Annotated in this window: 18 protein-coding genes; 6 read left to right on the top strand and 12 right to left on the bottom strand. The window is 73.1% G+C overall.

Translation table 11 applies throughout. The features are described 5' to 3' along the window. Positions 1-75: 75 nt before the first annotated feature. Positions 76-1,359, top strand: a complete 1,284-nt coding sequence (locus tag ACFWP2_RS02375; RefSeq protein ID WP_380447397.1) for a sensor histidine kinase — start codon at positions 76-78, stop codon at positions 1,357-1,359. Positions 1,360-1,447: 88 nt separating this feature from the next. Here the strand turns inward: ACFWP2_RS02375 and coaE are convergent, their stop codons facing one another. After that, a complete protein-coding gene (gene coaE, locus ACFWP2_RS02370; protein WP_380447395.1) occupies positions 1,448-2,047 on the bottom strand; it encodes a dephospho-CoA kinase in 600 nt (199 codons plus the stop codon). Between the two features lie 90 nt (positions 2,048-2,137). After that, entirely contained in the window at positions 2,138-2,779 is a 642-nt protein-coding gene (locus tag ACFWP2_RS02365; protein WP_380447393.1) for an MBL fold metallo-hydrolase, read from the bottom strand. Positions 2,780-2,841: 62 nt separating this feature from the next. Between ACFWP2_RS02365 and ACFWP2_RS02360 the strand changes: the two genes are divergently transcribed. Together ACFWP2_RS02360 and zapE are read left to right on the top strand one after the other, a co-directional pair. Continuing rightward, positions 2,842-3,273, top strand: coding sequence for a MarR family winged helix-turn-helix transcriptional regulator (locus ACFWP2_RS02360; protein ID WP_380447391.1), 432 nt, complete (start codon positions 2,842-2,844; stop codon positions 3,271-3,273). A 55-nt stretch (positions 3,274-3,328) separates the two neighbouring features. Continuing rightward, positions 3,329-4,438 carry a cell division protein ZapE gene (gene zapE / locus ACFWP2_RS02355; RefSeq protein ID WP_380447389.1) on the top strand — a complete coding sequence of 370 codons (1,110 nt, stop codon included), beginning with the start codon at positions 3,329-3,331 and terminating at the stop codon, positions 4,436-4,438. Here the strand turns inward: zapE and ACFWP2_RS02350 are convergent. Then, the gene (locus ACFWP2_RS02350; RefSeq protein ID WP_380447387.1) at positions 4,435-6,672 is read right to left on the bottom strand and encodes an MMPL family transporter; all 2,238 of its coding nucleotides are present in this window, start codon (positions 6,670-6,672) and stop codon (positions 4,435-4,437) included. The two genes, zapE and ACFWP2_RS02350, sit on opposite strands and share 4 nt — an antisense overlap. A gap of 212 nt (positions 6,673-6,884) precedes the next feature. Continuing rightward, positions 6,885-8,375 carry a 30S ribosomal protein S1 gene (gene rpsA, locus ACFWP2_RS02345; protein WP_316520647.1) on the bottom strand — a complete coding sequence of 497 codons (1,491 nt, stop codon included), beginning with the start codon at positions 8,373-8,375 and terminating at the stop codon, positions 6,885-6,887. A gap of 415 nt (positions 8,376-8,790) precedes the next feature. Between rpsA and ACFWP2_RS02340 the strand changes: the two genes are divergently transcribed. Both ACFWP2_RS02340 and hrpB read left to right on the top strand, forming a co-directional pair. Continuing rightward, entirely contained in the window at positions 8,791-9,675 is an 885-nt protein-coding gene (locus ACFWP2_RS02340; RefSeq protein WP_380447385.1) for a class I SAM-dependent methyltransferase, read from the top strand. Between the two features lie 8 nt (positions 9,676-9,683). Further along, entirely contained in the window at positions 9,684-12,206 is a 2,523-nt protein-coding gene (gene hrpB, locus ACFWP2_RS02335) for an ATP-dependent helicase HrpB (RefSeq protein WP_380447383.1), read from the top strand. A gap of 1 nt (position 12,207) precedes the next feature. Here hrpB and ACFWP2_RS02330 read toward each other — a convergent pair whose 3' ends face one another. The 4 genes from ACFWP2_RS02330 to ACFWP2_RS02315 all read right to left on the bottom strand — a co-directional run bounded on the left by ACFWP2_RS02330 (position 12,208) and on the right by ACFWP2_RS02315 (position 13,787). Further along, positions 12,208-12,354, bottom strand: coding sequence for a hypothetical protein (locus tag ACFWP2_RS02330; RefSeq protein WP_380447381.1), 147 nt, complete (start codon positions 12,352-12,354; stop codon positions 12,208-12,210). Positions 12,355-12,483: 129 nt separating this feature from the next. Continuing rightward, the gene (locus ACFWP2_RS02325; RefSeq protein WP_380447379.1) at positions 12,484-12,951 is read right to left on the bottom strand and encodes an NUDIX hydrolase; all 468 of its coding nucleotides are present in this window, start codon (positions 12,949-12,951) and stop codon (positions 12,484-12,486) included. A 354-nt stretch (positions 12,952-13,305) separates the two neighbouring features. Next, positions 13,306-13,497: a DUF397 domain-containing protein gene (locus tag ACFWP2_RS02320; protein WP_380447377.1), complete on the bottom strand. Its 192-nt coding sequence runs from the start codon at positions 13,495-13,497 to the stop codon at positions 13,306-13,308. Next, entirely contained in the window at positions 13,494-13,787 is a 294-nt protein-coding gene (locus tag ACFWP2_RS02315) for a Scr1 family TA system antitoxin-like transcriptional regulator (RefSeq protein WP_380447375.1), read from the bottom strand. The genes ACFWP2_RS02320 and ACFWP2_RS02315 overlap by 4 nt, the downstream gene beginning before the upstream one ends. Before the next feature lie 488 nt (positions 13,788-14,275). Here ACFWP2_RS02315 and ACFWP2_RS02310 point away from each other — a divergent pair, with 488 nt between their 5' ends. After that, positions 14,276-15,358 (top strand): HEAT repeat domain-containing protein, encoded by a 1,083-nt coding sequence (locus tag ACFWP2_RS02310; protein ID WP_380447373.1) that lies wholly within the window; start codon positions 14,276-14,278, stop codon positions 15,356-15,358. Between the two features lie 221 nt (positions 15,359-15,579). On the opposite strand, the gene ACFWP2_RS02305 is transcribed toward ACFWP2_RS02310, so the two are convergent. The 4 genes from ACFWP2_RS02305 to polA form a co-directional block, all read right to left on the bottom strand. Continuing rightward, positions 15,580-15,780, bottom strand: a complete 201-nt coding sequence (locus ACFWP2_RS02305) for a hypothetical protein (RefSeq protein WP_380447371.1) — start codon at positions 15,778-15,780, stop codon at positions 15,580-15,582. Positions 15,781-15,884: 104 nt separating this feature from the next. Then, a complete protein-coding gene (locus tag ACFWP2_RS02300) occupies positions 15,885-16,559 on the bottom strand; it encodes a hypothetical protein (protein WP_380447369.1) in 675 nt (224 codons plus the stop codon). Between the two features lie 156 nt (positions 16,560-16,715). Then, positions 16,716-17,477 carry a GNAT family N-acetyltransferase gene (locus ACFWP2_RS02295; protein ID WP_380447367.1) on the bottom strand — a complete coding sequence of 254 codons (762 nt, stop codon included), beginning with the start codon at positions 17,475-17,477 and terminating at the stop codon, positions 16,716-16,718. Positions 17,478-17,611: 134 nt separating this feature from the next. Next, a complete protein-coding gene (polA, locus tag ACFWP2_RS02290; RefSeq protein ID WP_380447512.1) occupies positions 17,612-20,299 on the bottom strand; it encodes a DNA polymerase I in 2,688 nt (895 codons plus the stop codon). Positions 20,300-20,547 lie beyond the last annotated feature (248 nt).

The raw sequence follows: 20,547 nt of genomic DNA, 5'->3' as shown, positions 1-20,547 counted from the left end.
CTTTCACCAGTCCCTTCCCAGCCACTCGACCGGCCGACCGGTCCGGCGCCGCGCCGGTGTGGAAGCATGCCCCTCATGCAGCAGCCCACCGGCCAGTCGTCCGCCGACCAGTCGGCCGCCGACCTCGCACCGCTGCCCGACCTCGCACCGCTGCCCGGCCCGCTGCTGCGCCTGCCCCGCCCGGTCCGCGCCCTCGCGCCGACCGCCCTGGTGCTGCTGGTCCTCGTCCCGCTCGCCGCCAAGGACCCGGACGTCGGCCCGACCGCCTCGCCGGGCACCAACGCGGGCCTGATGGCGATCGGCGCGCTCGCGCTGGCCCTGCGGCGCCGCCATCCGGCGGCGGTCGCCGCGGTCACCCTGCTGAGCGGCCAGCTCCCGCTGGCCGTCGCCCTCTACGGGCTGGCCGCGCGGCGCGGCCGCACCGCGCCGGTGTACGTCCTGGCGGCGCTGGCCGGGCTGCGGCTGCTCGTCCCGTTCGACCTCGGGGACGTCGGCGCCCCGTCCGAACTCGCCAATCTGATCGAGGACCCGCTGGTCTTCGGCGCCGTGCCGCTCGCCCTCGGGCTGACCTCCCACCAGCGCGCCCGCACCGTCGCCGTGCTGGCCGAGCGCAACCGGCTGCTCGGTGAACGCAACCGGCTGCTGGAGGAGGCCCGCCGGCACGCCGAGGAGCGCGCGGTGGCCGCCGAACGTGCCCGGCTCGCCCGGGAGATGCACGACGTGGTGTCCAACCGGGTCTCGCTGATCACCCTGCACGCGGGCGCCGGGCAGGTCGCCCGGGCCGAGGACCCGGCCGCCGTCCGGGAGACCCTCGGGCTGATCCGCGCCCTCGGCCTCCAGGCGCTCACCGAACTGCGCGGCCTGCTGGGCGTGCTGACCCCCTCCGCCGAGCAGGCGCCCTCGCTGCGCGGGCTGCCCGCCCTGGTCGAGGAGTCCCGGCTGGCCGGACTGGCGGTCGGGCTGACCGTCAGCGGACCTGACGAGGGGCTGCCCGCTCCCGGGCCCGCCGTGCAGTACGCCGCCTACCGGATCGTCCAGGAGGCGCTGACCAACGCGCACAAGCACGCCCCGGCCGCCGAGGTGGCCGTCACCGTCGAGGTCGCCCCGGACGGGCTGCGCCTGGCGGTGGTCAACTCCCCCGCCGACGACGGGGACGGCGGGGACGGCGCGGACGGCGCGGACGGCGGGGACGGCGGGGCCGCCGGGGGGCGGACGGAAGACCCGGAACTGCCCTCCGGCGGCCACGGCCTGCGCGGCATGCACACCCGGGCCGACGACCTCGGCGGCACCCTGCACGCCGGTCCGACCCCCGAGGGCGGCTTCGCCGTGCGGGCCCGGCTGCCGCTCGGCACCGCCTGAGTGGCGGCACCGGCCGAGCAGCGAGCACCGGTCGGTCGGTGTTCACCGACGGTACGGCGGTGCCGGCGGTGGTCGGGCCGCGCCGGCCTCAGGCCGCCGCGCGCCGCGCCAGCTCCGACCAGACCTCGTCCACCCGCGCTTCCAGCTCCGCCAGGCCGCCGCCGTTGTCGATCACCAGGTTCGCGATCGCCAGTCGTTCCTCCCGGGTGGCCTGCGCGGCCATCCGGGCCCGGGCCTCCTCCTCGGCCATCCCGCGCAGCCGCACCAGCCGGTCCACCCGCACCTCGTCGGCCGCGTCCACCACGACGACCAGGTCGTACAGCGGCGCCAGGTGGTTCTCCGCCAGCAGCGGCACGTCGTGGACCACGACCGCGTCCGGCGCGGCCGCCGCCTCCAGTTCGGCGGCCCGGTCCCGCACCAGCGGGTGGACGATCGCGTTCAGCGCCTTCAGCCGCTCCGGGTCGGCGAACACCACCGCCCCGAGCGCCGGACGGTCCAGCGTGCCGTCCTCCCGCAGCACCTGCGGTCCGAACTCGGCGACCACGGCCGCCAGGCCGTCCGTCCCGGGGGCGACCACCTCGCGGGCGATCACGTCCGAGTCCACGATCACCGCGCCGCGCGCGGCGAACAGCCGGGACACCTCGCTCTTGCCCGCGCCGATGCCACCCGTCAGTCCGATCTTCAGCATGGCGTCAGGCTACCGGCGTGGCACCGGGCCCGTCAGCACGGGCCGCCGGCCGGGAACGCCGTCCGCAGGGGCCACCGGCGGGGAGCCCCGTCAGCCCAGTTCCAGGCTCTCGCCCTCCCCCAGCACCGTCAGCTCCGCGCCGGTGCCCGGCCCCTCGGGCCCGACCAGCCGGGTCTGCACCGCGAACCCGATCGGGCTGAGCACCGCCTCGTGCACCGGCACGGCCTGGCGCGGCCCGGCCTCCCGGACGTAGTCGATCACCTCCGAGGCCTTGCTCCAGGGCGCCGCGAGCGGCAGCAGCAGGGTGTCCACGGCGTGCGGCGGCACGGTGAACGCGTCACCGGGGTGGAACAGCCGTCCGTCGAAGAGGAAGCCGATGTTCCGAACCCGCGGGATGTCCGGGTGGATCTGCGCGTGCCACTCGCCGTGCACCGAGACGCCGAGCCCGCCGATCTCGAAGGCGTCGCCCTCGCCGACCACGGAGATCCGCTGCGCCACGCCATCCAGCCGGCCGGCGACGGCCCCGTTGGTCCACACCCGCAGCGCCGGGTCGGCCTCCAGCGCGGCGCGCAGCCGGGACTCCTCGAAGTGGTCCATGTGCTCGTGAGTGATCAGGACGGCGTCCGCCCCGGCCAGCGCGGCGGGGTCGGTGAACGCTCCCGGATCGACGACGACGGTGGCCCCGCCGTGCTCGACGCGTACGCAGGCGTGTCCGAACTTGGTGATTCGCATGGCCAGAACCATACAGCAAGGCTGTACAGCATGGCTGCACAAAATCCCGGTAGACTGCCCCCATGCCCAGCGAAGACCCTCACCCGGACACCCTGGAACTCGCCGCCGACCTGCGCGCCGCCCTCGGCACCCTGGTCCGCTCCCTGCGCACCGGCGACGAACTGCCGCAGAACCAGGCCGCCGTCCTCGGCCTGCTGGTCCGCGACGAGCTCTCCTGCACGGTCGCCGAGCTCGCCGCACTCCAGCGGGTCCGCCACCAGTCGATGGCCCGCACCGTCGCCCTGATGACCGAGGCCGGACTGGTCACCCAGCAGCCCCACCCCACCGACGGCCGCAAACTGCTGATCGCCGCCACCGCGGCCGGCCGCACCGCCCTGCTCGACCAGCGCACCCGCCGCGAACACCGGATCGCCGCCGCCATCGAGTCCCGCCTCAGCCCCGAGGAGCGGCAGCAGCTGCGCACCGCCGTCCACCTCCTCGAGCGCCTGCACTGATCGGTGAACTCCCCGCCCGCGCCACACCTCTGACCCCCTGCTAGGGTCCGACCACGTGACGGACAGGGCAGCACAGCAGGACCAGGCCATGCGCGGGCACTTCCACCGCGCCGCCCAGCAGCACGGCTTCACCCTCTCCCCGGCCCAGCACGCGGCGGTCGAACGACTCGGCCGGCTCGCGGGCGAACTGGCCCGCCCCGGCTGGCGGTTGCGCCGCCCACCGCGCCACCTCTACCTCTGGGGCCCGGTCGGCCGAGGCAAGAGCTGGCTCGTCGACACCTTCCTCGACGGCCTGGCCACCCCGCACAAGCGCCGCCTGCACTTCCACGACTTCTTCGGCCGACTGCACGAGGGCGTCGCCCACCACGACGCCGCCGCACACCCGGGAGCCGCCGTCGACCACGCCGTGGACGAGCTGCTCGACGGCTGCCGGATCCTGGTCTTCGACGAGTTCCACGCCCACGACGCCGGCGACGCGATGCTCGTCGCCCGCCTCTTCCACACCCTGCTGGACCGCCGGATCACCCTGGTCACCACGTCCAACTACCCGCCCGCCGGCCTGATGCCCGACCCCCTCTACCACCACCTCTTCGAGCCGACGATCGCGCTCATCGAGGAACGGATGGACGTCCTCGACGTCTCCGGCCCGGTCGACTTCCGCCGCGAGCCCCGCCCCCAGGGCCTCGGACCGCGCTTCGCCACCGGCGCCCTGCTGCGCCCGGGCCAGGAGGCGGCGGCCGGCCTGACCCCGCCCGGCCCCGGGGAGGCCGCCCCGGTGACCGCCCACCACCGCGGCCTGACCGCCCGCGCCGTCCGCTCCGACCTGGTCTGGTTCGGCTTCGACGAGCTGTGCGAGGGCCGCACCGCCCCGCCCGACTACCTCGCGCTCGCCGAGCGCTTCCGCACGCTCGTCCTGGCCGACGTCCCCGCGCTCGTCGACGCCACGGGGGACGCCCGCCAGCGGTTCGCCAACCTGGTGGACGTCTGCTGCGACCGTGACGTCCGCCTCGTCCTGATCGGCGCCGACCCGATGGCCGGACTGACGCCCGGCTCCCCGATCCAGCGCGACCTGGACCGCACCGCCAGCCGCCTCGCCCTCCTCCGGTCCCCCGCCGAGGCGACCGTCCGGGAGGCCGCCGGGAAGAGCGTCGGGGAGACCGCCTAGGCCTCCGACCCCACCAGGTCCTTGGCCGACGGCTTCGCGCCCGCCGGCTTCGCGCCCGCCGGGCGCGGCACCGGGATCGCCGCCGGCTCGATCTCCGGCAGGTCGACGTGCTCGCTCAGCCCGAACCGCCGGTGCAGCCGCCGCAGCGGGGCGGGCGCCCACCAGTTGAACTCGCCGAACAGGCTCATCGCCGCGGGCACCAGCAGGCACCGCACCAGGGTGGCGTCCACCGCGACGGCGACGGCCAGCGCGATGCCCATCTGCTTGACCATGAGCATGTCCCCGAGCGCGAACCCGGCGAAGACGATCACCATCAGCAGCGCCGCCGAGGTGATGATCCGACCGCTGCGCTGCACGCCCAGCTCCACCGCCCGGACGCAGTCGTGCCCGCGCAGGGTCAGCTCCCTGATCCGGGAGAGCAGGAACACCTCGTAGTCCATCGACAGCCCGAAGGCGAAGGCGAAGACCAGCACCGGGATGAAGGTCTCCAGCCCCCCGGTCGGGCTGAAGCCGAGCAGCCCGCTGAACCAGCCGTCCTGGAAGACCAGGGTGAGCGCGCCGAGCGAGGCGCCCAGCGAGAGCAGGTTCATCAGCAGCGCCTTGACCGGCATCACCACCGAGCCGGTCATCAGGAAGAGCAGCACCAGGGTGCCGGCCGCGACCAGGCCCAGCGCCCACGGTCCGCGCGAGAGCAGCTCGTCCTGGAAGTCCACCACCGAGGCCGCGCCGCCGGTGACGTAGGTGGTCAGTCCGCCGCGGTCGGCCCGCAGCTCCTCCACCACCTGCTTGGCCTGCCCGCCCTGCGGGTCCCCGTGCACCAGCACGTCGATCGTGGAGACCGCGTCGCTCACCGGCGACACCGCCCGCACCCCGCTCACCCCGGGCAGCTTGGCGACCACGTCGTCCGCGTACGCCTGCGCCACCGACGCCCCGCCCTCGACCACCACGGTGATCGGCGCGGCCGAGGCCTGCGGGAAGCGCTGGTCGATCGTCTCGGCGACCTGCCGCCCGGCCGAGGAGGTGGGCAGCACCGCGGCGCCGGAGCTGCGCATGTCGGCGTGGAGGAACGGCGCGCCGGCCGCCATCAGCAGCGCCACCGAGGCGAGGGTGACCGCCACCGCCCGCTTGCGCACCCGGCGCACGGTCCGGCTGAAGAACCCCTCGTCCGCGACGGGCGCGGCGGGCGACTTGATCCGCGCGCCGGCGAAGCCGAGCAGGGCCGGGATCAGGGTGAGCGCGGCGGCGACGGCGATCACCACCACGCTCACCCCGGCGGCCGCGACCGCGCCGAGCACCGGGCTGGTGAAGACGAACAGGCCGGAGAGCGCGACGGCGACGGTGAGCCCGGAGAAGGCCACGGTGCGTCCGGCGGTCGCGGCGGTGCGTTCGACGGCGGCGGCGATGTCCGCGCCGAGGCCGCGTTCCTCGCGGAAACGATTCACCATGAGCAGCGCGTAGTCGATCGAGAGCCCGAGCCCCAGCACCGTGGCGATCGGCAGCACGCTGGTGTCGATGTCCATGATCCGGCTGAAACCGAACATGGCCAGCAGCGCGCCGCCCACCGAGGCGACCGCCCCGATCACCGGCAGCGAGGCCGCCGCCAGCCCGCCGAAGACCAGCACCATGACGATCAGCGTGAGCGGCAGCGTCACCAGCTCGCCGAACCGGGTGTCCTTCTCGGTCTGCTGCTTGACCTCCTGCTGGAGCACCAGGTCCCCGCCGACCGTGACGTGGGCGCCGCCCGCCCCATTCAGCGCGCCGAGCCGCTCGGTGACGGCGTCGGTCTGGGCGGTGCTCGCGGTGTCGGCCATCCGTACGGTGACCAGGCTCGCCGTTCCGTCGGCGGAGCGCAACGCGGCCGACGCCGGGCCGGGGCCGTACGCGTCCTGCGCGGAGGAGACCCCGGGCAGGGCGGCGATCTCGGCGGTGGCCTTCTCGACCACGGCCTTCACGGCCGGATCGTCCACCGGCCTGCCGTCCACCACGGCGGTGACGGTGCCCTTGGCCGGGTCGGCCGCGGTGACCACCGCGCTGCCCCGGTCGGCCTCGGCGCTGGCCGAGGAGGCCCCGGCCACCGAGCCCTCGAAGACCCGTCCCCCGATCAGGACACCGACCACCAGGACGACGGCCCACAGGCCGAGCACCCAGCGGCGGTGGCGGAAACAGAACCGGCCGAGGGCCGCGAGCCGACCGCCGACCACAGCGGTGGGGACGGCGGAAGAGGGGTTGCGCATGAAGGAGCCTTTCGGGCAGCTTCCCCTCAATGTAGGTGCAACCGGAACTTCGGCCTAGAGAAGGGCAATGAGCCCCATCTCACACTTTTCTTCACATAAAGAACACATCAGTTGTACAGCGCATGAATCAGCGCGGAAAACGAAATGGGCCCCACCCGGAAATTCCGGGTGGGGCCCACCGTCTAGCTATCGGCTAGCGGGAAGCGAGAGCCTCAGCTCTGGCCGCCGGCCAGCTTCTCGCGCAGGGCGGCCAGGGCCTCGTCGGAGGCCAGGGCGCCCGAGCCCTCGTCGCTGCTGGACGAGTAGGAGCCACCGGCGGCAGCGGCGACGGCGTCGCCACCCTCCTCGGCAGCCTGGGCGTCGGCCTCGCGGCTCTTGATGACCTGGGCCTGGTGCTGCTCGAAACGGGTCTGCGCCTCGGCGTACTGGCGCTCCCACTCCTCGCGCTGCTTCTCGAAGCCGGGCAGCCAGTCGTTCGCCTCGGGGTCGAAGCCCTCCGGGTAGATGTAGTTGCCCTGGTCGTCGTACGAGGCGGCCATGCCGTACAGGGTCGGGTCGAACTCGACCTCGGCCGGGTTGGCACCCAGGGCCTCGTTGGCCTGCTTCAGCGACAGGCTGATGCGGCGACGCTCGAGGTCGATGTCGATGACCTTGACGAAGATCTCGTCGCCGACCTGGACGACCTGCTCCGGGATCTCGACGTGGCGCTCGGCCAGCTCGGAGATGTGGACCAGACCCTCGATGCCCTCGTCCACGCGGACGAACGCACCGAACGGAACCAGCTTGGTGACCTTACCCGGAACGACCTGGCCGATCTGGTGGGTACGGGCGAACTGCTGCCACGGGTCCTCCTGGGTCGCCTTCAGCGACAGGGAGACACGCTCGCGGTCCATGTCGACGTCGAGAACCTCGACGGTGACCTCCTGGCCGACCTCGACAACCTCGGACGGGTGGTCGATGTGCTTCCAGGACAGCTCGGAGACGTGCACCAGGCCGTCGACGCCACCCAGGTCCACGAAGGCACCGAAGTTGACGATCGAGGAGACGACGCCGGAGCGCACCTGGCCCTTCTGCAGGGTGGTGAGGAAGGTCTGGCGGACCTCGCTCTGGGTCTGCTCCAGCCAGGCACGGCGGGACAGGACCACGTTGTTGCGGTTCTTGTCCAGCTCGATGATCTTGGCCTCGAGCTCCTTGCCCACGTAGGGCTGGAGGTCGCGGACGCGACGCATCTCGACCAGCGAGGCCGGCAGGAAGCCACGGAGGCCGATGTCGAGGATGAGACCACCCTTGACGACCTCGATGACGGTACCGGTGACGATGCCGTCCTCTTCCTTGATCTTCTCGATCGTGCCCCAGGCACGCTCGTACTGAGCGCGCTTCTTGGACAGGATGAGACGACCCTCCTTGTCCTCCTTCTGGAGAACCAGGGCCTCGATGTTGTCACCCACGGCGACGACCTCGTGCGGGTCAACGTCGTGCTTGATCGAGAGCTCGCGGGACGGGATGACGCCCTCGGTCTTGTAACCGATGTCGAGGAGGACCTCGTCACGGTCGACCTTCACGATGACGCCCTCGACGATGTCGCCATCGTTGAAGTACTTGATGGTCTCGTCGATGGCGGCGAGGAAGGCCTCCGCGTCGCCGATGTCGTTGACCGCGACCTGCGGGGTGGTGCTGAGGGAGGAGTCGGTGGGGCTCGTCATTAGGAAAAGGGCTCCGGTACGGACATGAAAGTCGTAGGTAATGCCACGCGGAGGGCCCGTATCGCTCCCACCGAAAGCCGGACAGCCAAGAACACGGCACACCGATACACCCGTGGAAACGAGAAACCGGCGTCCGTCTTGCGACCGTGGGGTCTTCGACAGATGCGAGCGCGACCTGCTCCGTCCGAGGCGCGCAGGCCCGCAGCGCAACTTGTAGCATACGGGGACGGCCAGGCACGGTCAATGCCGAAGGACGGCAAGACGGTGGAGCCCGGTACGGATCAGGCCATATCCTCCGAATGCGCGCCTCGCGGCGTCACCCGAAGGGGCCACGTCCCCGGATGCCACCGCCAGGATCCGGACCCTGACGGGCCGGTTCGCGGCAGCGGCGCTTCCGCATTCCATACCCTACGCGATGGGCATTGTCACCGTGGCCACCACCCCCCAGTCGGACCTGCACGATCTTGACACCTCCCCCGCGCGGGTCGAGGAAGCCGAGGAGGACGGCGACGACGCGCTCCGCCGCGAGGCCGGCACCGGGGAGAGCAGCCGGGCCAGCCGGCACTGGTGGGACCGCAACGCCGACGAGTACCAGGACGAGCACGGCGAGTTCCTCGGCGACGACCGCTTCACCTGGTGCCCCGAGGGCCTGGACGAGGCCGACGCCCGCCTGCTCGGCGAGGTGGCCGGCCGGGACGTCCTGGAGATCGGCGCCGGCGCCGCCCAGTGCTCCCGCTGGCTCGCCGCCCAGGGCGCCCGGCCGGTCGCCCTGGACATCTCCTACCGCCAGCTCCAGCACTCCCGCCGGATCGACCTCGGCCGCGGCACCGCCCCCGTCGCCGTCGTCCAGGCCGACGCCGCCGTGCTGCCCTTCGCCGACGCCTCCTTCGACCTCGCCTGCTCCGCCTACGGCGCCGTCCCGTTCAGCGCCGACACCGCCGCCCTGATGAGCGAGGTCCACCGGGTGCTGCGGCCCGGCGGGCGCTGGGTGTTCTCGGTGACCCACCCGATCCGCTGGGCCTTCCCGGACGAGCCCGGCGTGGAGGGCCTCACCGCGGTGTCCTCCTACTTCGACCGCACCCCGTACGTCGAGCAGGACGACCAGGGCCGCGCCACCTACGTCGAACACCACCGCACCCTCGGCGACCGGGTCCGCGAACTCGTCGCCGCCGGCTTCCGGCTGGTGGACCTGGTCGAGCCCGAGTGGCCGGCCCGACTGGAACAGGAGTGGGGCGGCTGGTCCCCGCTGCGCGGGCGGCTGATCCCCGGCACGGCGATCTTCGTCACCGAGCGGGGCTGAGCCGTTCCATGAACCCGGCCTTGCGTCCCGCCTGGCGCGACCTGCCCGTCCGCACCGCCCTGCCCGCCCTGCACCGCGCGCTGGACGACCACGGCACCGCCGTCCTCGCCGCGCCGCCCGGCACCGGCAAGACGACGCTCGTACCGCTCGCCCTGGCCGGGCTGCTCGATGACGGCCGGCCGGTCCGGCGGGTGCTGGTCGCCGAGCCGCGCCGGCTCGCCGTCCGGGCCGCCGCCCGGCGGATGGCCTGGCTGCTCGGCTCGTCCGTGGGCCGCGAGGTCGGGTACACCGTGCGCGGCGAACGGCGCGCCGGCCCGGAGACGGTGGTCGAGGTCGTCACCACCGGCGTGCTGCTCCAGCGCCTCCAGCGCGACCAGGAACTGCCCGGCGTGGACGTGGTGGTGCTGGACGAGTGCCACGAACGGCACCTCGACGCCGACACCGCCCTCGCCTTCCTGCTCGACGTCCGGGCGGCACTGCGCCCCGAACTCCGGCTGGTCTGCGCCTCGGCCACCTCCGACACCGAGGCCTGGGCCGAACTGCTCGGCGGCGCCCCGGTGGTCGAGGCACACGGGGTGTCCCACCCGGTGGAGACGGTCTGGGCGCCGCCGCCGCGCGCCGTCCGGCCCGCCCACGGCACCCGGGTCGACGCCGCCCTGCTCGACCACGTCGCGGCGACGGTACGGCGTGCTCTGAGCGAACGCGAAGGCGACGTGCTCTGCTTCCTGCCCGGCGTCGGCGAGATCGCGCGGGTCGCCGGACAGCTGGGCGGCGTCCCCGCCGAGGTGCTGCAACTGCACGGCCGCGCCCCGCAGACCGTGCAGGACGCCGCCCTCACCCCGTCCGCCGAACGGCGGGTCGTGCTCACCACCGCCGTCGCCGAGTCCTCGCTCACCGTGCCGGGCGTCCGCGTCGTGGTCGACGCCGGGCTGGCCCGCGAACCCCGCACCGACCACGCCCGCGGACTCGCCGGGCTGGTCACCGTCCGGGCCTCCCTCGCCGCCGCCCGCCAGCGCGCCGGACGAGCGGGGCGCGAGGCCCCCGGCACCGTCTACCGCTGCTGGAACGAGGCCGAGGACGCCCTCGCCGCCCGCTTCCCCACCCCCGAGATCGCGCTCGCCGACCTCACCCCGTTCGCCCTCCAGGCCGCCTGCTGGGGCGACCCGGACGCCACCGGCCTCGCCCTGCCCGACGCCCCGCCCGCGGGAGCCATGGCCGCCGCCCGGCAGACCCTGCTCGCCCTCGGGGCGGTCTCCTCGGACGGGCGGGCCACCCCGCGGGGCATCCGGCTCTCCCGCACCGGGCTGCACCCCCGACTCGCCCGCGCCCTGGTCGACGGCGCGCCGGCGGTCGGCGCCCGGCGGGCGGCCGAGGTGGTCGCGCTGCTGTCCGAGGAGCCGCCACGGGCGCTGGGCGACGACCTCGGCGCGGTGTGGCGGACGGTCCGGTCCTCCCGTGACCCTTACGCCGGGCGCTGGCGCGACGAAGTCCGCCGCCTGCTCCGCGCCACCTCCGACGAACCTGCCAGCGCGTTGCCCGACGCCACCGCCGTCGGACTCGTCGTCGCCCTCGCCTTCCCCGAACGGATCGCCCGCGCCCGCGTCGAACGGCCCGCCCCCGGCGAGCGCAGCCCCTACCTGATGGCGAGCGGGACCGCCGCCGAACTCGCCCCGGGCACGGCGCTCGGTGCTCTGCCCTGGCTCGCCGTCGCCGTCGCCGACCGCCCGGCCGGCTCCCACTCGGCCCGCATCCTGCACGCCGCGGCACTGGACGAAGACACCGCGCTGCTCGCCGGTGCGGCGCTGCTCGACGGTCGCGCCGAAGTCCACTGGGACACCCGGCGGGGCGAAGTCGTCTCCCGCCGCGTGGAGGCGCTGGGCGCCATCGCACTCACCGAGAAACCGCTGAACCGCCCCGACCCCTCACTCGTCCGCGCCGCCCTCCTGGAAGGCCTGGCCCGCGAGGGCGTCAGCACGCTGCTGACGTTCCCGTCCAACCTGCGGGAGCGCCTGGCCTTCCTCCACACGGCCCTCGGCGACCCGTGGCCCGACGTCTCCGACGAGGCTCTCCTCGAACGAGCGGAGGAGTGGCTGGAGCCCGAGCTGTCCCGCGCCCGCCGCCGCACCGACCTCGCGAGGATCGACACCACGTCCGCCCTCCAGCGGCTCCTCCCCTGGGCCACCGGCGAGGCCGGCCGCCTCGACGAGCTCGCCCCCGAGCGCATCACCGTGCCGTCAGGATCGAAGATACGAGTCGACTACACCACCGAACGCCCGGTGCTGGCAGTCAAGTTGCAGGAACTCTTCGGCTGGGCAGCGGCCCCCGCCCTGGCCGGAGGCAGGGTCCCCCTGACCATCCACCTGCTCTCCCCCGCCGGCCGCCCCGCCGCCGTCACCGGCGATCTGGAGAGCTTCTGGCGCGAGGGCTACCGCGCCGTCCGAGCCGATCTCAGGGGCCGCTACCCCCGCCACCCCTGGCCCGAAGACCCGACCACGGCAGAGCCCACCCGCCGCACCAACACCCGGAAATAGGTCAGTCGCGTCGATTTGGTCGAGTCGCGGAGAAGAGGACGAGCGCCAGGATCACGCCGGTGAAGAGGATCAGGAACCTCCGGAAGCCCTCCGAGCTGGCGGGCAGCCAGCCCTGCAACAGCCCGATCAGCAGCACGATGTCGAGCACGACCGCTATTGCGTACCCTGGTCGCTTCACTGTCGATCCCCCTCCCGGATTCCGTTCGCACCGTACCCGCTCAGGGCGCCTTCCGGGAGACCCAGGCTCATTTGGCGATACGTCAGGTTCTGCTGGCAGCTAGCGCACCACGGGGATCGCCCCGGAGCGCCAGTCGGCCAGCCGCTTGCGGATGCTCGCCACCATCGCCAGACCGTCCGTCTCCGCCGGAGTGAACCAAGCCACCTCGTGGGACTCGTCGGACACCCGCAACTCCCCGCCGACCGGGCGTCCAAGGAGGCAGATGGAGAACTCCTGGCGGACCTCGCCGTCGTCGTAGGCGAAGACGTGACCGGGGTCGGTGTAGGTGCCGACGATCCCGGTGATCTCCACCTCGATGCCGGTCTCCTCGCGCGTCTCACGGACGCCGCACCCGGCGAGCGACTCGCCGATCTCCATCTTCCCGCCGGGCAGGGCCCACATCCCGTTGTCGGTACGCCGCTGGAGCAGGACACGGCCCGCACCGTCGACCACGACCACGGACGCGGCCGGGACCAACGAGTTCGCCGCCGGGGCGTTCGGGTCGTCCTCGTAGTCACGCCTGGGCATGATCCACCGCCTCCATTGCCTGGGGCACCCACACGTCACGCCCGTTCGCCCACATGTCCTCGATGTGGCCGGCGAAGCGATCGAACACACCGTCGTCCCGAGCTCGCCTGAAACGCATCATCGGGGCGTCGCGGCCGAGCCTACGGACAGCAGCGGCGTGACGCTCATGTCGTCATCGAAGCGGAAGACGCTGAGCGAGTCGATACGGGCCAAGGAAATAGGACAGGGCAGCGTGCGACGGTCCGTCCGCGCTCCCGACCCTCTCACGTGTGCACCCGAGCTCCCGAAACAGCAACGGGAAGACCCCACTACCCGTCGGCGGGCAGTGGGGTCTCGGGCATCTCGCACGGCGCGTCAGACGTCGCCGAACTCGCCGGAGCGGACCGCGGCAACGAAGCTCGACCAGGCGTCGACCGGGAAGGCCAGCGCAGGCCCCTCGGGATCCTTGGAGTCACGGACGGGGACGATGCCGGGCATGCTGTCGGATACCTCGATGCACTGTCCGCCATTGCTGCTGTAGCTGGACGTGAACCAGTCGAGGGTCATACTCGCCTCCGTAGCTCGCGGATCATCGCCACCGAGTCCGCCTGTGAAAGGGCATGCGTTTGCAGCTGACAGTAGGCCGCCAACTCGGCTGTCACCGCCTTGATATCCCGCTCCAAGCGCCCTTGGTGTGCACTCTCGGCGTAGGAGACCAGCGACCGGTCCGGCAACGTCAGGATGGACACCGGAAGATCAAACGCCCTGTTCTCGCCGAGCTCGAACGGGGCAATCTGGAGTCGCACAGTAGGGTCGCTGGCAAACTCAACGAGGTGGTCAAGCTGCGCCGCCATCACAGCGCCCCGCCCCCTACTGGACCGCCCTCATCACCGCCGGCGAACTCCTCACCACCGCCCCCAACCCCGACACCCGCCTCAAGTACGCCCTCACCCACTGCCGCACCCAAGCCGCCACTCGCCCGTAAGCGCAGGAAGTCGGCCCCGCCGACTTCCTGCGCACCCCCACAGCCCCGTCGCACGGAAGACCGGCGAGCTTCGACGTCCTGCTGCCCCAAGTCGGCGTGCCTCGCCTCGGCCCGGTTTCACCCCGATCGTCGACGAGCTCGTGGCCCAGCCTGCGGGCGGGCTCCGGCACTGGATCCTGGCTGCCACCGCCGCCCCGGGCGCGGCGATGAAACCGTTCTCGATCCCCTTTGCTTGAGGGCGAGTTGGGGCCTCGGTCGGGTCCGGTCGCGTCCCGGGTTGTCGACGCGCGCGTGGACCGGAGGCGCCGTCCGGCCGACAATTCCCGCGTGCACGCGCGGTTCGTGCACCAGAATGCCCGCATGGAAACGGACACCGTGGCGGAGCTGGTCACCCAGGCACTGGCGGCGGCGCGCACCGTCGCCGACGCGGACGACCCGGACGACCCTCCCGGCTTGGCCGAGTACGCATCGCTGCTGTGGCGGGTGGCCTCCGCCGACGGGGCGGCGGCGCTGCCGCTCGGCCTGGAGCTGATCGGTTCGGCCGATCCGATCGAGCGCGAGGCAGGCTGCGACCTGTTGCGCGACACCAGTTGTCACCACGAAGCAGTCCGCGTCGGGACGGCCACCGCACTGGTCGCCCTCGCACAGCGGGAGACCGAGGCCGGCGTGCTGCGGTCCCTGGCGCGCGCGATCGAGAGGACGTACGACCCGCGCGCCGTCCCTGTCCTCGTGGCCCTTGCCGGGCATCCTGACGCCGAGGTCCGCGAGGAGGTGGCCCGCTCGTTCGCGGAGGTCCTCACCGGCCTGCCGGACGGACCGGACATCCACGCCCTCATCGGGCTGAGCCAGGACCCGGACCCGGAGGTCCGCAACTGGGCGACGTTCACCCTCGGCGTCCAGGCCGAGGTGGACAGTCCCGCGATCCGGTCCGCGCTCTGGGAGCGGACGGCCGACGAGCACGCCGACACCCGTACGGAGGCGATCCGCGGACTGGCCTGTCGGCACGACCCCCGCGCCGTCCCGCTCCTGGCCGAACTGCTCGACAACCCCGCCGGCGCACACCTCCTCACGTTCAGCGCGGCACAGATCACCGATGTCCTCGAACCGCTGCCGGCCCTCCCGGAGTACGAGCCCGGCGACGACTGGGTCACCGACGCCGTGAACGCCTGCAACCCGGCTCGGCAGGCCCGTCTGGACGCCTTCGCCTGGGAGCTGGTCCGCACGCTCGACCGGCTCCGCCCCGACCTGGGCGCCGCGGTCTCCATGGAACGCTTCGGCTGGGGCCGCTCCCTCGACCTTGACGCCGCCTTCGGGTCGTCGAGCTATGACATCGAGGCGCTGCTCGCCCGCGCGGACGGCGACCCCGCGCGCGCTGCCGAGCTGGTCACGGCCGATCTGTCGAGTACGCTGCCCGATTCCCCTCCCGGCCCTCGGTCCCCGTGACCGACCGCGGCCACCGACGAGTGGTTCCGACGTACCGAACCGGACAGCGGCCACAGCGGCGCACGCGGGAAGTCGGCCCCGCCGACTTCCCGCGCCAGGACACCCCGCCCAGGACAGTGAGGACGCCGACCACCACCGCTGCCGACGCCCCGTGGGCCGTTCGGAACTGGCCGCCGTCGGCGTAGAGCTCACGTGCCGGGCTCCACCGCGCCGATCCGGCGTCAGCCCAGCAGGCCCGCCGCGTGCAGGTGGTCGAAGACGAGCCGGTCGACCGGAGAAGTGCGGTGTCTGTCGCCGTACGCGAGCCAGACCACCTCCTCGATCTCGCTGCTCGCCTCCAGGCGCCCCTGGTACGCCGCCGTGCAGCAGGTCATCCGGACGACGACGCCGGCCGGATGACCGTGGGCCTGGGCCTCGAACACGCCCAGCGGTTCCGCCGACTCCGGCGCGATGGCGACGGTGAGTTCCTCCCCGATCTCCCGGACCAGGGTGGCCTCTCGGCGGGCGCCCCGCCACCGGTACCGCGTCAGTGCGTGTGGTTCGGCCAGCCGGGGGTGGGGGTGCCCATCGACTGGCCCGGCCGCAGGATCGGGATGCCGGTCTGGACGGGGCTGCAGGTGATGACCCGGCCGGCCGCGTCGTGGATGCAACCGGCGTCCGGGTCCGGACCCTGCGGCCGGGTCCCGCAGTCGGTGCACGCGACCGGCGGCTCGTTCTGCGGGGCGGTGCCGGACGAGCCCTTGGGCTTCGCGGCCTGGGCGGCACCGCCCTGCGGCTTGGCGGAGGATGCGGCGGGGGCGGCGGGGGCCTTCGTGGCGGGCTTCCGGGTCGCGGTCGGGGCGTCGTTGCCCGGGTCGTCCGCCGCGGGTTCGGCGGCGGCCTGGACGGGCTCCGGGGTCGCGGACGGGCTCGGCGAGGGCTGCGCCTCGGTCGGCGCGGGTGTCGGTGCGGGCGTCACCGGCGGCTGCGCGGTCACCGACGGCTCGGCGCTCGCCGTCGCGCTCGGCGTGGCCGCTGCGGACCCGGCCGAGGCCGTCGGCCCGTCCCCGCCGCCGGAGACCGCCCAGACCGACCCGCCCACCAGCACCAGCGCCGCCAGTGCGGCCGGGACCACCGTCCGGGGCCGCGGAAACCTCTGCGGCCGCGTTCCCTCGCCCGACTCCGCCGACTCCGCCGTCGCCTCGGTCGCCGTTTCCGCCATCGCCGTTCCCCCCTCACAGCCGCGCCCACTGCACGACGGACCGCCAGATCGTAGCGACGGGCGCGGACACTCGTGTGCCCGGGCCCGTTCCGCCTGCTCGCCTCGCCCGGGACCGGCTCCAGCACGGGAAGTCGGCCCCGCCGACTTCCCGCACGGCTACACGGACGCCCACCAGGTCGAGGGCGCCGCGACCGTGTAGCCCAGCGACTCGTACAGCGGCCTGCCGAGCTTCGAGGCGGTGAGGGTGGCGGGCAGCTCCGCCAGGTGGGCGAGGGCGCCGAGCATGACGGCCCGGCCCACGCCGCGCGACCGGAACGCCGACGACGTGCTGATCCAGTAGTGGCTGCCGACGCCGTCGGCCAGGACGCTGACGCCGGCGCCCGCGGTCTCGCCGTCGATCGAGGCGATGAAGACGTCCACGCCCGGCTGTTCGATCAGTGCCGGAGGGAAGAGCTCGCCGGGGCGGTAGGGCTGGAACCCGTCCAGTTCGAAGCCCTCGATCACGACCTGCTCGGCGGTCCGGAGGTCTTCGGGTCGCTGCACCCGGATCACGTCCAGGGCCGGTTCGGCGACGGGCCCGGGCAGGCGCAGCATGATCGGCATCTGCCAGTTGCGCAGGCCCAGGTGGCCCAGGTCGGTCGAGCTGAACGGATCCTCGACGTAGGCCGTCCCCTTGGCCCCGCGGACCAGTTCGCCCACCTCGGCCAGTTCGCCCGGGTCGAGGTCGGCTTCCTGGATCAGGATCCGCAGGCCCGCGCGCTCGTCGCCGTCGACCGCGACGAATCCGCGGCGCCGGATCACCTGGTGCCCCCGGCTCCGGCCGGTCGCGGTCCAGAAGGCGGCGGAGTTGCGGGCCTGGCCGGTCGGCGCCTCGGCGAGGGACATGGGCTGGTCGGTCGAAGTGGATCCCGTTGTCATTGTGCCTACGCTAGTACGAAATTGACCGATCGTAGGGGCCGGTTCCCGGTAACCGGCCCGGGCCGCCCCGGGGGCCGCGAACGACGGCGGGCCCGGACGCTGTACGCGTCCGGGCCCGCCCAGCGAAGCGGCCGTCAGTGTGCGGCGGCCTCCCAGTCGGGGCCGACGCCGACCGAGACGTCCAGCGGGGCGCGCAGCGGGTAGGCGCCCGCCATCTGCTCGCGGACGATGGACTCGACCTGCTCGCGCTCGCCCGGGGCCAGCTCCAGCACGATTTCGTCGTGCACCTGGAGCAGCATCCGGGAGGTGAGGCCGGCCGCGCGCAGCGCGTCGTCCACCCGGAGCATGGCGATCTTGACGATGTCGGCGGCCGAGCCCTGGATCGGGGCGTTGAGGGCCATCCGCTCGGCCATCTCGCGGCGCTGGCGGTTGTCGCTGTTGAGGTCGGGCAGGTAGCGGCGGCGGCCGAGGAGGGTCTCGGTGTAGCCCGTCGCCCGGGCCTCGTCGACGACCCGGCGCAGGTAGTCCCGCACGCCGCCGAAGCGCTCGAAGTAGGTGTCCATCAGGCCCTGGGCCTCGGCCGGCTTGATGCCGAGCTGCTGGGAGAGCCCGTACGCGGACAGCCCGTACGCCAGGCCGTAGGACATCGCCTTGATCTTGCGGCGCATCTCGGCGTCCACGGCGGCGCGCGGCACCTCGAAGACCTGGGAGGCGACGGTGTTGTGGAGGTCCTCGCCGGAGGCGAAGGCCTCGATCAGCGCCTCGTCCTCGGACAGGTGCGCCATGATCCGCAGTTCGATCTGCGAGTAGTCGGCGGTGAGCAGCGACTCGTAGCCCTCGCCGACGACGAAGGCGCGGCGGATGGCCCGGCCCTCCTCGGTGCGGACCGGGATGTTCTGCAGGTTCGGGTCCTGCGAGGAGAGCCGGCCGGTGGCGGCGACCATCTGGTTGAAGGTGGTGTGGATCCGGCCCTTGGGCGAGACGGTCTTGAGCAGGCCCTCGACGGTGGTGCGCAGCTTGGCCTGGTCGCGGTGGCGCAGCAGGATGACCGGCAGTTCGTTGTCGGTCTGGGTGGCCAGCCAGGTGAGCGCGTCGGCGTCGGTGGTGTAGCCGGTCTTGATCTTCTTGGTCTTGGGGAGGGCGAGTTCGCCGAAGAGGATCTCCTGGAGCTGCTTGGGCGAGCCGAGGTTGAACTCGTGCCCGGCGGCGGCGTGCGCCTCCTCCACCACGCGCTGGATCTCGGCGGCGAACTGGGCCTCCAGGCCGGTGAGCCACGCGCGGTCGGCGGCGATGCCGTAGCGCTCCATCCGGGCCAGCAGGGCGGCGATGGGCAGTTCCATGTCGTGCATCAGCCCGGCGGCGCCGACCTCGGCGAGGCGGGTGTCGAAGAGCGCGGCGAGGTCGAGCACGGCGCGGGCCTGGAGCATCAGCGACTGGGCGTGCGCGGTCGGGTCCTCCTCCGGTGCGTCGAAGGCGAGTTGGCCGCTCTCGGTGGCGGGGGCCGGGGTGAGCGAGCGGCCCAGGTACTCCTCGGCGAGCACCTCCAGGGTGAAGGTGCGGCGGCCGGGCTTCTCCAGGTAGGCGGCGAGCGCGGTGTCGGCGACGACGCCCTCGATCGTCCAGCCGCGCTCGGCGAAGGCGCGCATGACCTGCTTGGCGATGTGCAGGGCCTTGGGGGCGGCGGGGTCGGCGAGCCAGGCGGCGAAGGCCCGTTCGTCCTCCTCGGCGAGCAGGGCGGGGTCGAACCAGGCGGCCGTCTCCCCTGCGGCCAGCGCCACTTCGGTGACCTCGCCGGCGCCGAGCGCCCACTGGTAGACGGCGGCGAGTGCGACGGCGGTCTTGCCGTCGGAGGCGTGCTCGGCGAGCCAGGCGGCCAGGGTGCCGGGGTCGGTGAGGAGTTCGCCGTCCACCTCGATGCCGGGGGCGAGTTCCACCTCCCCGGAGGCCTCGCCGGCGGACGGGTCGAGGCCGAAGACGCGGTCGCGGAAGTTGGCGTTGCGGAACTCCAGGGACTCCATCAGGGTGCCGACGGCGTCCTTGTCGAACGGCTTGCGGTCCAGATCGGCGACGCCGAGCGGGAGTTCGACGTCCCGGACCAGCTCGGTGAGCACCCGGTTGCGCTTGACCGAGTCGAGGTTGTCGCGCAGCTTCTCGCCGATCTTGCCCTTGACCTCGTCGGCGCGGGCGACGAGTTCCTCGAAGGAGCCGAACTGGTTGACCCACTTGGCGGCGGTCTTCTCGCCGACGCCCGGGATGCCGGGCAGGTTGTCGGACGGGTCGCCGCGCAGCGCGGCGAGGTCCGGGTACTGGCGCGGGGTGACGCCGTACTTCTCGCTGACCTTCTCCGGGGTGAAGCGGGTGAGCTCGGAGACGCCCTTGGTCGGGTAGAGCACGGTGACGTGGTCGGTGACCAGCTGGAGCGAGTCGCGGTCGCCGGTGACGATGTCGACGTCGTAGCCGGCCGCCTCGGCGGCGGTGGCCAGGGTGGCGATGATGTCGTCGGCCTCGAAGCCCTCGACCGTCAGCCGCGGGATGTGCATGGCGTCGAGCAGTTCGCCGATCAGGCCGACCTGGCTGCGGAACTCGTCCGGTGTCTTGGCGCGGTTGGCCTTGTAGTCGGGGAACTCGACGGAGCGGAAGGTCTGCCGGGAGACGTCGAAGGCGACGGCGAGGTGGGTGGGCTGCTCGTCCCGGACGGTGTTGGCGAGCATCGAGGCGAAGCCGTAGACGGCGTTGGTGGGCTGGCCGGTGGAGGTGTTGAAGTTCTCCACGGGCAGGGCGTAGAAGGCCCGGTAGGCCATCGAGTGCCCGTCGAGCAGCATCAGCCGGGGCCGCGGGCCGGCACCGCCGCCACCCGTCGCGCTCTTGTCCGTACTCTGCGTAGCCACGTCAACGTCCGTTCCTGCCGATTCCACTACCGGCCTCCGATCCTATGGCCCGGCACCGACAAAAAGGACGCCGCGCCGGTTCGGCCGCGGCTGCTACCTCCGAGTAGGACGGTCGTACGATCACAGGCGGCACGTCCCGACACATCCGCCAACTCGTCCCCCCAGCACCTCCCAGCGGCAGG

Origin of the sequence: Kitasatospora sp. NPDC058444, from assembly GCF_042721415.1 — a bacterium.
Taxonomy (GTDB): Bacteria; Actinomycetota; Actinomycetes; order Streptomycetales; family Streptomycetaceae; genus Kitasatospora.
This window is presented reverse-complemented; position numbering and strand designations above follow the sequence as displayed.